12 protein-coding genes are annotated in these 13,290 nt (G+C 49.4%); 2 read left to right on the top strand and 10 right to left on the bottom strand.

Annotation, left to right across the window (positions count from 1 at the left end; translation table 11 throughout):
• Positions 1-29: 29 nt before the first annotated feature.
• Positions 30-569 (bottom strand): rhombosortase, encoded by a 540-nt coding sequence (gene rrtA, locus ACN0UN_RS03560; RefSeq protein ID WP_417658764.1) that lies wholly within the window; start codon positions 567-569, stop codon positions 30-32.
• Positions 570-593: 24 nt separating this feature from the next.
• On the bottom strand, positions 594-1,526 hold the full coding sequence (mdh, locus tag ACN0UN_RS03555) for a malate dehydrogenase (protein ID WP_417658763.1): 933 nt from the start codon (positions 1,524-1,526) through the stop codon (positions 594-596).
• A gap of 168 nt (positions 1,527-1,694) precedes the next feature.
• On the opposite strand from mdh, the gene argR reads away from it, so the two are divergent.
• Complete coding sequence (gene argR / locus ACN0UN_RS03550) at positions 1,695-2,168, top strand: transcriptional regulator ArgR (RefSeq protein ID WP_128351367.1); 474 nt, start codon at positions 1,695-1,697, stop codon at positions 2,166-2,168.
• Positions 2,169-2,245: 77 nt separating this feature from the next.
• On the opposite strand, the gene ACN0UN_RS03545 is transcribed toward argR, so the two are convergent.
• Positions 2,246-3,172, bottom strand: a complete 927-nt coding sequence (locus ACN0UN_RS03545; RefSeq protein ID WP_417658762.1) for a Dyp-type peroxidase — start codon at positions 3,170-3,172, stop codon at positions 2,246-2,248.
• A gap of 197 nt (positions 3,173-3,369) precedes the next feature.
• Here ACN0UN_RS03545 and ACN0UN_RS03540 point away from each other — a divergent pair, with 197 nt between their 5' ends.
• Positions 3,370-5,220, top strand: coding sequence for a DUF885 domain-containing protein (locus ACN0UN_RS03540; protein ID WP_417658761.1), 1,851 nt, complete (start codon positions 3,370-3,372; stop codon positions 5,218-5,220).
• Between the two features lie 2 nt (positions 5,221-5,222).
• On the opposite strand, the gene ACN0UN_RS03535 is transcribed toward ACN0UN_RS03540, so the two are convergent.
• From ACN0UN_RS03535 to acnB, 7 genes are all read right to left on the bottom strand, one after another.
• Complete coding sequence (locus tag ACN0UN_RS03535) at positions 5,223-6,536, bottom strand: S41 family peptidase (RefSeq protein ID WP_417658760.1); 1,314 nt, start codon at positions 6,534-6,536, stop codon at positions 5,223-5,225.
• 46 nt (positions 6,537-6,582) lie between these two features.
• On the bottom strand, positions 6,583-7,461 hold the full coding sequence (locus ACN0UN_RS03530; RefSeq protein WP_417658759.1) for a hypothetical protein: 879 nt from the start codon (positions 7,459-7,461) through the stop codon (positions 6,583-6,585).
• 1 nt (position 7,462) lies between these two features.
• Positions 7,463-7,924 carry a hypothetical protein gene (locus ACN0UN_RS03525; RefSeq protein WP_417658758.1) on the bottom strand — a complete coding sequence of 154 codons (462 nt, stop codon included), beginning with the start codon at positions 7,922-7,924 and terminating at the stop codon, positions 7,463-7,465.
• Positions 7,925-7,946: 22 nt separating this feature from the next.
• Complete coding sequence (locus tag ACN0UN_RS03520; protein WP_417658757.1) at positions 7,947-9,179, bottom strand: hypothetical protein; 1,233 nt, start codon at positions 9,177-9,179, stop codon at positions 7,947-7,949.
• Complete coding sequence (locus ACN0UN_RS03515) at positions 9,136-9,771, bottom strand: penicillin-binding protein activator LpoB (protein ID WP_128351374.1); 636 nt, start codon at positions 9,769-9,771, stop codon at positions 9,136-9,138. Before ACN0UN_RS03515 ends, ACN0UN_RS03520 begins: the two co-directional genes overlap by 44 nt.
• Positions 9,772-9,817: 46 nt before the next feature.
• Positions 9,818-10,345, bottom strand: coding sequence for a hypothetical protein (locus tag ACN0UN_RS03510; RefSeq protein ID WP_128351375.1), 528 nt, complete (start codon positions 10,343-10,345; stop codon positions 9,818-9,820).
• A 226-nt stretch (positions 10,346-10,571) separates the two neighbouring features.
• Entirely contained in the window at positions 10,572-13,160 is a 2,589-nt protein-coding gene (acnB, locus tag ACN0UN_RS03505) for a bifunctional aconitate hydratase 2/2-methylisocitrate dehydratase (RefSeq protein WP_128351376.1), read from the bottom strand.
• Positions 13,161-13,290: the final 130 nt, after the last annotated feature.

Raw genomic sequence — 13,290 nt, 5'->3', positions numbered from 1 at the left:
AGGGGGAATGTGTTAAATTAGACAAAAGTCTATGAGGATGCTCGGGGCGTTGCCGCTAGTGCTAAACCGCACAAAGCACCGCCGATATGCGCAAATACGGCGACGGCATCGCCAGTTGCGGGTTGATTTAGATCAAAAATGATTTTTATCACCAGTGCTGCCAGCACCACCATGCCTATCCATTGCTTGGCCAGAGCATCTTTGAGTGCTGCGTAGGCAAATAGCCCGTAGAGCGTGCCTGAAAAGCCGGCATAAACTTCATAGCTGGGGGCGCCCAGCAACTGTCCGGCGCTGCTCGCGAGTAAGATGGGTAGAGTCACCCACCAGTGCTTTGTGTCTTTTAATTGCTCAGGGAACAGCAACCAGCCAATCCAGACGCCGGTAACATTGAACCAAAGGTGGGGTTGGTCATGATGCATCAACTGACCGGTGATGATTTGCCACCACGCGCCGTCGATAACTCGGGGGTAACGCATCAGTAGTGCGTCATGCCATGGCATCAGCAGGTAGTAGAAACACAAAAGCAGAGTGCTTATCACAAGGGGTGGTAAGACACTCTGCTTTGGCATGATTCAGCCTTTTCGGTTAAAGGCTTATTTAACGAAGTCTAAGCCAGCTTGGATATCAGCTTTCAAACCGCCCAACATGTCAGCTTTTGCTTTTTCTTCGTAAGCGCTCAGTTTGCCGTATGGCAGAATTTCTTCAATACCATTTTTGCCCAAACGCACTGGGTGTGCGAAGAACAAAGCGTCTTTGCCGTCTGTTTCAACGTAGGTGCATTCAACAACGCTGTTGTCACCTTCCATTGCTTTAACCAACGATAAACAGAAGCGCGCTGCTGCCTGACCCATTGAAAGGGTTGCAGAGCCGCCGCCAGCTTTTGCTTCAACAACTTCGGTGCCAGCATTTTGAATACGCTTGGTTAGCGCTTCAATTTGCTCGTCTGAGAAGCTTAAACCGGTTTGTGACAGCAATGGCAAAATAGTAGTACCGCTGTGGCCGCCAATAACTGGAACGGTTACTTCAGCTGGGTTTTTGCCATGAATTTCTGCCACAAATGTTTCAGCACGAATCACGTCCAGGGTGGTCACGCCGAACAATTTGTTTTTGTCGTAAACGCCTTTTTTCTCAAGTACTTTCTTGGCGATAGCAACTGTGGTGTTCACCGGGTTGGTAATAATACCCACACAAGCTTTCGGGCAGTTATCAGCAATTGCTTCAACCAAGTTCGCAACGATGCCTGCGTTGATGTTGAACAAGTCTGAACGGTCCATGCCTGGCTTGCGTGGTACGCCCGCAGGAATCAACACGATGTCGGCACCAACTAAAGCTGACGCTAAGTCGTCTTTACCATAACCAGCAACAGATACCGCAGTAGGGATGTGGCTCAGATCAACAGCAACACCAGGTACTACAGGCGCTACGTCGTATAACGCCAATTCAGAACCAGCAGGTAATTGGGTTTTCAAAAGTAATGATAATGCTTGGCCGATACCGCCAGCAGCACCTAAAACTGCAACTTTCATCTCAGACTCCATCCATTTGTGTGGGGATATTTTAGGGCGAAAACTTTACTCCTTTTTCGGCCAAATTACAACCAAGCAGCTGCTGCGTAAGTGCTCGGAAACACTTGCGTTACGGTGCTGGCTGTATATGATTGAGGATTAATTTGATGCGTTGATTGAGCCAAACTTATGCCAAACAAAAAGCCAGACGACATGATTGAAGCCTTTAAGGCGTTGCTAAAAGAAGAACGTTACGGTTCGCAAGGCGACATTGTCGATGCCCTTAAAGAACAAGGCTTTGCCAATATTAGTCAGTCAAAGGTTTCGCGTTTATTAAGCAAGTATGGGGCAGTACGAACCCGCAATGCGCGGCAAGAAATGGTGTACTGCCTGCCCGCAGAATTGGGCATTCCAAGCACCCGCGCACCATTAACCCAGCTTGTTTTGGATATACAACACAATGATGTGATGGTGATTATTCGTACTACGCCGGGGGCAGCCCAGTTAATTGCTCGCTTGCTTGATTCGGTCGGCAAACAAGAAGGTGTGCTGGGCACAATTGCTGGCGATGATACAATTTTCATTGCACCGCTGAAGGTGTCAGAGATTGATTTCACACTGCAGAATGTCAAAAAACTCTTCGAAGGGCAACCACGATATTAGATATTAGATATTAGATATTAGATATTAGATATTAGATATTAGATATGATGTAACAGTGTTTTTCTAATATCAAATATCTAACGACTAATATCGCTTTTGCTTTTCAAAAAATCGATTGAAGGGGCGAAGAAGGCCGCGTTACTTACAGCTTCAATGTAATCCAGCAACGGATCATAATCGCCCTGCTCGTCTGCAATGTAACGATTTTTAAGCCAATGGATAACGTGCTGCGGCTTTCCAGTCATATACATACCCAGCAGCCCTTGTTCACGTAAATTACCCCACGGCATATTCTGGCGCAATAATTCCAAGGGTTGTTCCTTGGCGTCTACCAAACGTGCTTTTTGGGTATGGGTAACCATACTTAATACCGCTTCGCTGATCCGCTCGCCGGTAACTTTTTTACGCCCTATCACGTGTTCTTGAATTTCGGTGCTTAATTGTTCCCAGCGCCGCAGGTCATAACGAAAGCGCTGACTGAATATGTAGCTGCCGCCTTTAAAAACTGGGTCATCATTGACTAAGGCGATTTCACGACGGCGCATGCCACGCGGATTATCCGGTGCATCAATAAAGCCGAGCAAATCGCGCCCGTCCATAAAGCGGAACGTGTTGATTTGATCGATCAGTTCAACGTCGTGCCCCAGCCACTCCATCAAGGTGCGCGCGGCCTGAAAATTTACATCGAAGCGATCAGAACGCACACAGAGCATCAAATCGACTGACTCGCGCGGGGCTTGGCGGTCACCATCGTTCAAATCTGGGAAGCCGGTAAGTTGCAGCGGCCGTGACTCTGGGTACACCACGTCCCAATAGTCGCTGCCAATGGCAATGTAGCCATTGAGCATGGCTTCTGAGAAGCGTAGGTCTAAGTCTTCAAGCAACTGAGGAACTCTGGCGAGTTTACGGCGCACATGAGCCACGTCATCTGTCATGACATTCAACAACAAGGTCACCCCGTGTAAATTGGGTTCCGCGTATATCCCTGTCTGTGCGTGCGTCATAGATTCCTCGTAGATTCCTCGCCAAATACTGCGTGTCGGTCGCATCGTGCTTGTAGCGCCATGCGCGTTTGTGCGATAGATTGGTTTTCTTTCATGATGGTTTTTACCATATTTTGACACTGATGTAGATTATAAAGTCTAGCAAACTCATGTCATAGGTTAATATGTAACTGTTTGAATCAATTGCCGGAGATATCATGCGTTCAGGAACACCCGCACAGTCCAACACCAAAACTCTGTTTAAAACCAGCTTAGCAGCGACAGCCATTGCCCTGCTGCTTAGCGGTTGCGCCAGCACGCAAGAAACCGCGTCACAGGCCAATGCAGCTGCCACTCAGCAAGCGGCCGAGAGTGCCGATAGCCGATACAGTGAACTGGCTGACGGCATTTTTGAACAACTGCAAGCACAGGGCTCTCAGCAAGGTAATCAATTGCCCGATATGTCTGCCGCTGCCCTTGCCGAGCGCGCCGAGGAACAGAAAGTTTGGTTAGCCCAGTTGCAACAGGTGGACGTGTCTGCACTGTCACGACAAAATCAAATCAACCACCGCATGCTGACCTACCGGTTACAAAACTTAGTGGATGGCTACACCTACAAAGAACATTATATGCCGCTAAACGCTGAAGGTGGCTTTCATAGTAACCTTGGCTTCATGGTGCGTAACGCCAGCTTTCGGAGCTTTGACGATTATCAGAATTATTTAGAACGGTTACGTTCGGTTCCGCGCTACATGGTTCAGCAAACCGCTTGGTTGCAAGCTGCTTTAGCAGAAGGCTACACCCAACCGAAAGCTGCCATGCAAGGGTTTGAAGAAAGTATTGCGGCATATATTGTACAGGCGCCTGAAGATAGTTTGTTTTTTGAACCTTTTACCGGCAAAAAACCAATTTTTGTAACCGCAACGCAATGGGTTCAACTGCAACAAGAAGCGGCAACGATTATTGATGAGCAGGTATTGCCAGCTTACCAAAGTTACTTTGACTTCATGGTGATGGATTACCTGCCAAACAGTCGCGACAGTGTGGGCGCCAGCGAATTACCTGATGGCCGCGATTATTATCAAAACCGTATTAAACATTTCACCACGCTTGATTTAACGCCCGAAGAAATTCACCAACGCGGTTTGGACGAAGTTAAACGTATTCGCAATGAAATGGCGATAGTTATTGAACAAACCGGTTTTAAAGGTAGCTTTGAAGAATTCACCAACTTCTTGCGCACAGACCCGCAGTTTTACCCAGAAACCGCAGAAGAGTTGTTAAAAGAAGCCGCGTACATTGCCAAGAAAGCCGACGGCGAACTCCCGAAGTTTTTCAAAACACTTCCGCGTCAGCCTTATGGAGTGGCTCCGGTACCCGCTGAAATTGCGCCGAAATACACCACTGGGCGTTATGCTGGCAGCAACCGCGACGACCGTGCTGGCTTTTACTGGGTTAACACCTACGCGCTTGACCGCCGCCCGCTCTATCAGATGGAAGCGCTGACCCTGCATGAAGCTGCGCCGGGCCATCACTTGCAAGGGGCGTTAGCGCGCGAAATGTCAGACTTACCGGATTACCGTCGTTACACCTATATTTCTGCCTTCGGTGAAGGTTGGGGCTTGTATGCGGAGTGGCTTGGTAAAGAAATGGGCTTCTATCAGGATCCATACAGTGACTTTGGCCGTTTAAGCTACGAAATGTGGCGCGCAGCGCGGTTAGTGGTCGACACAGGTATGCATGCAATGGGCTGGAGCCGTCAGCAAGCGATGGACTTTATGGCCTCCAATACGGCGTTGAGTTTGCACAATGTGAAAACGGAAATTGACCGTTATATTACCTGGCCTGGCCAAGCACTGTCGTACAAGTTGGGTGAAATGCTGATACGTCAGTTGCGCACCGAAGCTGAACAAGCGTTAGGCGCTGACTTTGACGTGCGTGAGTTTCATGAGGTGATTCTGCGCAATGGCAGTATTCCATTAGATGTTCTGCAGCAGGAAACGCGCAACTGGATAGACAGTCAAGTGGCCGAAAGTTCTGCTAAGCAGTCTTCTGTGAGCGGTGCCTAGCATTAGTCCTGTGCTGGCTCTGTTGGAAACAGCACTTCTATGGGTAAGTTTTCGTCAGGCGTGAGCCCTTCCCCTTCCGGAAGGGTCGCGCCACGACCATCCACCACAGCATCCGGGGGATACATCGACAGCCCCACTATCCATCCGTTGGGCAAGCTTTTGACGGTTGTTGGTGAAAATGCACCACGGGTTTTCTGCCCGCGCAATACAAACCCACGCAACCGTAAAGCTTGCGCTAAATGCTCCGCCGCACTTGCAGTAACTTCCGTGACTAATACCGTGCCGCGCTGATGCAACGCCGATAGGTCAGGCCGACGGGTTTCAGATACGCTGTACCCTTGAATGGTTGTGAGTGCTTCGTCACGGGCGACCAAACTATTGGCTAACTGACTTGCCAGTAACAAGCTACCGCCTTCGTTGTAGCGCAAATCAATAAGTAGCTTCGGTTTGGCGCCGGTAACTTGCGCAACACCTTTTAAGTCTTCTTCTATGCTATACAAGGCGCGCTGCAAACAACGTTGTCCGGCTTCGCTATAACTGGCTTCAGAGCTAAAGCGATGCAAACGTTGTATACCAAGGTAATATTCACCGGTATTGAGTAGCCCCCACCATAAGGCTTGCTCACAACCATGGTTGAGTCGGCTAATTTGCAGATCTTGCAATAATTGCCGCCGCGCTTGCTCGCGTTGTGCCTCACCCACTTCGAAGTCACTGACGCGATAATACCGTTGGATGCCCTGCGCCAAAATAAAAGCATGCTCGTCATTGCTGTCCTCTAATACTTCGCTGACCAAGGCAAACAACGCAACCTGATCATCCAGCGGCACATCCGATTCGATGGCGTCTATGCGTTGCGCCTCATACTGCCAGCGCAGCAGTGCCGTTTGGCTCAAGCCATGATGAAATTGTTGCAATAGTTCGGCCAGCGTATCGACGACTTGTTGAGCGCCTGACTCAGGTTTTTGCGTGCAGTGGTTGGGTAAAAAGGGTTCGCGGGTAAACACCACGGGTAAGCCATCGGATAAGCGTTGCAACACCAAGGTTCGGTAACCTGCACCAACCCAGGCATGCTGGCCGGGGTTGAACTTACTGGAAAACACGCGTGGCATGAGGCCAGCATCTGCGGCCCAACATTGTGACGGTGTCCATTGATAGCGGGTAATCACCGCGTCATCAACCACCACGTAGCTTTGATAACGTTCTGACCAGTACACGCCGTCATTAATATCGAGTCGCGGGGTGTTGCTCTCATTGCTACTGCAACCGGCCAGCAGCAATGCTATAACAACGGTCAGAACCCAACCTTTAGTGTTCAAGGCACAGTTACTCCAATATTAGCTACCTGTGCCTAGTAGACTAGCCTTACAGATAACGGTCGTAAAGCATTTGCAACGTTGCTTGCGCAGCTAATTGCCCTTGCTCGGCCCACAGCTCAGCTTGCTCTTCAATCACTTCATAGCCACCAGGTTGCGCGGTTACCCCAGCGACATTGCGCGGCCGTTGTAATTCATAACCACCCGCCGTTGCCCCATATTCATACAACCCTTGTGGAATTGGCACGCGGTCATCAGCAAGTAACGTGGCGTCTTCTAAAGATGTCATGGTGATGTGGTAGCCAATAGGCTCATAGTTCATTTTGGTTTCGCGGTATGGCATCACTTCAATGAGCAGATTGGTGTGCTTGCGCAACATGTCCATTTCTAAGCGTTGGCTGTCGTCTTGCGGGTTACGGTTGGTTTCCGCACGAATTTCCGAGTCCAATAAACGCATGGCTACACTGCGATTGACCAGCCGCACGCCAAAACTCATCAGCATGCTCTGATAACCACGTTGATATTCATCCCACTGGGCGGCATTAAGCATACTGGAGCGGCGTGGGTTGTCATAACCGCGCTGCTCTACCCCAACCTGAACGCTTTGCGATTCGGGTACAAAGGTTCCCTCAGTGCCGGTTGCCTGGGCGTTAACGCTTACCCGACGTTGCATGTGCCAGTCAGAAACCATGTCACTGAAAGGTTCGCCAACTAACATCACTAACTTTGGCTTACCCGCCTTGTCGTAAGCTGCGCGGAACGTCGCTTTATCCACCTGCAACAAACTGACTTGCTGCTGCTCCGCTTGCCGGGCCCGATCAAAATACGGGTCATTTAACATCGGTTGCGCTTGAGTATCTTGCGCTTGCACAGTGCTGCTAGCCAACAAGGTAGCAGCACACATGCCATACAGGAACACGGCTTTCATATTAGCGGCCCTCACGTAGCTCAACTAAAAAGTATTCGGCCCGATTGTTGAGTGATGTTTCCTTATAGATGGCCGTGCCGTTTGCCGGTACGTACACGCGACGCCACATGGACTCATCCATTAACGGTGCTTGGTTGGCGTCAAAAAACAATGCTTTGCCTTCAATTTGCAGATCATAATCTGTGCGGTTACGAATCATGGTCCACACTTCCAATTGCCCAGTCGCGGTGTTGGTGATGCCGCTACGGTCTAAAGTGACCTTGACGGTGTCTTTAACTTTTTCGCCAAATGGGGTTTTGGTAATGTCGGTTCGATTCAAACTATGATCTATAAAAACAATTGAATTGAGCTCATTGGTGCTCGTGCGCTGCACTGGGTGTGAGCCACTGTAACCATTTTGCGTACTGCCGCATGCGGCAAGCGTAAGTACTAAACTGGCGACGAATATAAAATGTCGTTTCATAATGCTTATCCTTAATGCTGTGTTAACGGGCACGTGAGCTGTGCCAGATTAAATGATTGCCCTGTGGATCTTGGTAGTGATGAAACACGCCAGAGTCTAGAGCGACAGGATTGCCATCAATATCTGTGTACTGTGCTTGCCACATGGCCACGTCGGCTGGGTTGGCCTTGGTGGTGGAGCTATGCACGGCATCAGGTAAACGTGACCAGTAACGGGTGTCTGCACGCGGCTTCACATTAGCGGACAACGCCATGCTTGCCACACCGATTAGCGCCAAGGTGTTACCAACTTGCCCGCTACTGCCACCTATTGCCGGTGCAAACACGCGCGCGGTGACACCAAGCTGGGCGATATCTCGGCCAAAACTGGCGGTGTTATTCGCAAATGCAGCCTTACCTTCAATAATCGCATCAACTGGGCGACCGCCACGCGAAGTAGCCTGCCAATAAACACTTTCTACCGGCTCCATCGCTACTTCTTGCTGCCCCGTATTAATCACAACCTGCTTTTCTTTGAAGTTTTTTCCGGGCCTGAACACCAATTCATAGTGACCCATGCCATCAGCGAGCTTACGCGGTGAGTACCCGGTTTCAGCCAGAATTAACACGTTGTCGTCGGCCGCTGGAATCGGAAAATCAGGACGCAGTTCACGCAATTCGTCGTAAGCTTCTTCAGCAAGTACTGGGCTACCCATTTTTTGCGCTGACCAGCCAGCAAGTAACAGCATCACTGCGAAGTCACTGCGATTTTGCTCTTCTTCGGCAAATGCATCTTGCATTAAGCCACTGACGAAACTTGCTCGTGCATTATCGTAAACACCATCAATCAAATAGATGAGTCCACGATAGTAGTAGGCCATGGCGCGCTCATAGGGCTCGCCTTTAAAGTCTTTGCGGCCCTCTTCGTGCCACAAACTACGAGCCTTTGTTGCTGAGTCATTGTCCGCATAAACGGTTTCAATAACTTCCAAAGCCGCATCAAAGTTCTCACGCGCAATATCAATATCGCCCTGATAAAACGCCGCTGTACCAATTTCCATGCGGTTCAGCACTTCGTTACGCTTACCTTCTTCGAACAGTTTGCGATAAAGCGGGCGTAAATAGGCAGGCTTGTCGTTCAGTGCATCTTTTTCTTGTTGATTCAGTGCTAACGCTTGGTATTGCGTTGGGCCCGTACTGGCACAGCCAGCAAGGCCCAACACCAAGGCTGCACTAACGATAGATAACGTCGTCTTGTGCAGTTTTCTGGAATTCATACATGCCACTCCACACATAGGTGCCAAGTTCGAGGTCTACAAGCTCGAAAGTGATTTGGTGATAACGCGAACGTTCTTGGCTACGCGTGTCCATCGCGTCAAGCGACATGATGCGCCCAACCAAACGGAAGTCCGCACCGGCTGTTGCTTGGGTGGCACGAATGGTGCCGCCGTCAACCACGCCCATGCGTTTCAATTCACGTTCTTTTTCAACCATGTCAGCGTATTCACGGCCAACAAAAACCAAGCGGCCATTGGACGCACGATTTAAGTTAATCCGCAGCCGATCGGTCAGCATGTTTTTATTGATACGTGATGAACTCTCGTTGGTGAAGTACTGGCTGTCGATAATGATGCGCGGGGCAACATCACGGCTAACCAGCTGCGGGTTGCTCAGCATGTCGCGCATCATTTGATCGGTAACGGCCATGATATCTTGTGATTCAACGCCAACACCTTGCACTTTGCCCGGTGAGCGAGCGTCTTCATACACCGTGGCTCGGCCTGCACTGTTGTCTATGTTTGAGGTGCTCGAACACCCAGCAAGCGTAATAACGCTTGCCAGGGTCGCTAATAAAACGACTTTATTCATAAGGGGTGCCCTTTTTTCTGATTAGTAACTGTTAACGTTTCAGTGCTTAGTAGCCAAGTTGACCAGAGGCTGTGTACAAAGCTTGTGAGTAAACAGTTTTTAACTCAGGGTAAATCGACATTGCCGATTCGAGCGCGTCTTGATAATGCGGGTGCGCTGAGTGGGTTACGTACATCCATACAGACAATTCTTCGAGACTGTTGAAGGAAATATCTGACGTGCCACGGATAATTTCTTCGCCACCGGCCATTTCTAAAGCCACTTCACGGCCAACGGTTTCACCAATTTCCTGGCCTAACCAACCGCCGATGAATGGAATGTTTTCCGCGAGTTTTTGCCCAGCATAAGCGCCTGCCATCCCGCCTATCGCACTGCCCATGTCAGCATTACGCGCATTGTTAACCCATTCGGCTAACACACCGTCAGAAGTATAAGGGCTCATGTATTGGCCACTGTTGCCTTCAATTGCTGGTGGTGCGGTAAGTTGGTAAGGCTGAGCGAGTTGTGGACCCATTGCGCAAGCACTGAGGAATAAAGCGAGAATAGCTACGATAGCTAGTTTGATGTTGTTCATAGAGCTCTCCAATGAGCTGTTATTTTTGTTATTGATGATGCAACTGAGTTGTTCATGCGTACCCTTGGGTACTTTATGTTCAGTTAACGTTAAGATTATGCAAAGATGAGAAATAGGCAAGCAGAATTTATAACTTTTGTTTAAATGGCTGATTATTAAATAAAAGTTTTAGGCAAAAAAAAGGAGCTCATTTGAGCTCCTTTTTTAACCAATTGCGTGAACGCGATTAGCCAACATTAATGGTTGGGATAATGTTCGCTTTCGCTGCAGCTTCTGCTTCACGGAAGGCGTCCATTTGGTCGAAGTTCAAGTACTTATAAACTTCGCCAGCCATTGCGTTGATGTCCTGCGCATACTCCATGTACTCTTCAGGCGTTGGCAGTTTACCCAAAATTGCACCAACAGCTGCAAGTTCAGCTGAGGTCAGGTAAACATTGGCGCCATCACCTAAGCGGTTCGGGAAGTTACGGGTAGACGTTGACAACACTGTTGCGCCCGCTTCAACACGTGCTTGGTTACCCATGCACAATGAACAGCCTGGCATTTCAGTACGCACGCCGTTGTTGGCGTAGATGTTGTAGTAGCCTTCTTCACGTAACTGCGCTTCGTCCATTTTAGTCGGTGGCGCAATCCACAAACGCGTGTTCAATTCTTGCGTATTTTTCTCCAGCAGTTTACCTGCAGCACGGAAGTGACCAATGTTGGTCATGCACGAGCCGATGAACACTTCGTCAACTTTATCGCCCGCAACTTCGCTCAAGAATTTCGCGTCATCTGGGTCATTCGGGCAACACACGATTGGCTCTTTGATGTCGGCCAAGTCAATTTCAAGCACGGTTGAGTATTCTGCGTCTGCATCAGCACGCATCAACGTTGGGTTCGCCAACCACTCTTCCATTTTGCTTGCACGACGTTCAAGCGTGCGCACATCGCCGTAGCCTTCGTTGATCATCCAACGCAACATGGTAATGTTCGAGCGCAAGTACTCAGCAACTGATTCTTCTGACAAGTTAATCGTACAACCTGCAGCTGAACGCTCTGCTGACGCATCTGATAATTCAAACGCTTGCTCAACGGTTAAGTGATCGAGGCCTTCGATTTCTAAAATGCGGCCTGAGAAGATGTTTTTCTTGCCACGTTTTTCAACGGTCAACAAACCTTCTTTAATCGCAAATGCCGGAATAGCGTGAACCAAGTCACGTAAGGTAATTCCTGGCTGCATTTCGCCTTTGAAGCGCACCAATACTGACTCAGGCATATCCAACGGCATAACACCAGTAGCTGCAGCAAACGCAACCAAACCAGAACCTGCTGGGAATGAGATACCCAGTGGGAAGCGGGTGTGCGAGTCGCCACCAGTACCTACGGTGTCTGGTAACAACATACGGTTCAACCAGCTGTGGATGATACCGTCGCCCGGACGCAAGCTCACGCCGCCGCGGTTCATGATGAAGTCTGGCAAGGTGTGCTGTGTTTCAACATCAACAGGCTTTGGATACGCCGCCGTATGACAGAATGACTGCATGGTTAAATCCGCAGTGAAGCCTAAGCAGGCTAAGTCTTTCAACTCGTCACGCGTCATTGGCCCGGTGGTGTCTTGTGAACCCACAGTGGTCATTTTCGGTTCGCAATAGGTACCTGGGCGAACGCCTTCCATACCACATGCTTTACCGACCATTTTTTGCGCTAGGGTAAAGCCTTTACCGCTGTCGACTGGTTGTTCAGGCTTCAAAAACAGCTCTGAGTGACCCAAACCGAGTGACTCACGCGCTTTTTCTGTCAAACCGCGGCCGATGATCAGGTTAATACGACCGCCAGCACGCACTTCATCAAGGATAACCCGTGATGCGTAATCGTACTCAGCGATAACTTCGCCCGCTTCGTTTTCAATTTTGCCAGCGTATGGGTGGATGGTGATCACATCGCCCATATTCATTTTTTCAACGTCTGCTTCAAACACTAACGCGCCTGCGTCTTTCATGGTGTTGAAGAAAATTGGCGCAACTTTGCTACCAATACAGATGCCGCCAGCACGCTTGTTTGGGGTGCCTGGCATGTCTTCGCCAATAAACCACAACACTGAGTTGGTGGCAGATTTACGCGAAGAACCGGTACCTACAACGTCACCCACAAACGCAACTGGATGGCCTTTTTGCTTCAGCTCTTCAATTTGTTTCGCCGCGTCAGTTACGCCTTCACGTGGCATTTTGTACATCGCTTTGGCGTGCAACGGAATATCCGGACGTGACCACGCATCAGGTGCTGGTGACAAGTCGTCGGTATTGGTTTCGCCAGTTACTTTGAATACGGTTGCTTTAATTTGCTCAGGCATTTTGTCACGGCCCGTGAACCACTCGGCATTTGCCCATGATTCAACAACTTCTTTGGCCAATTCATTGCCGTTTTTCATTTTCTCTTCCACGTCGTGGAAGGCATCAAACATCAACAAGGTGTGTTTCAGTTCTTCGGCAGCTAATTCGCCTAAGTCGGCATCGTCGAGCAACTCAACCAAAGTCACGATGTTGTAACCGCCGTGCATATTGCCAAGCAGAGAAACTGCAGCGTCTTTGCTCACGACAGGACTGGTTGCTTCACCTTTTACGATGGCTGACAAAAAACCTGCTTTTACGTAAGCAGCTTCATCAACACCTGGAGGTACGCGCTCAGAAAGAAGTTCTAATAAGAAGTCTTCTTCACCGGCTGGTGGGTTTTTCAGTAATTCGACTAAATCAGCAACTTGCTCTGCTGTCAGTGGCTTTGGCGGAATGCCTTCTGCGGCCCGCTCTTCGACATGCTTACGATATTCTTGCAGCACTGGGTACCCCTTTTGCTGTTGCGGTTTGAAAAGTGTGGCGGATTATACGGGTTTTAGCGGCTGATTTGAATTCATATGGGGATATATGCATCAATCTTTGCGATAAATGCTGTGAATGGAGAGCAAAGGC

This window comes from Pseudidiomarina sp. (genome assembly GCF_048267825.1).
Classification (GTDB): Bacteria; Pseudomonadota; Gammaproteobacteria; order Enterobacterales; family Alteromonadaceae; genus Pseudidiomarina.
Note: the sequence above shows the minus strand (reverse complement) of the source record. Positions and strands in the feature narration are given on the sequence as shown.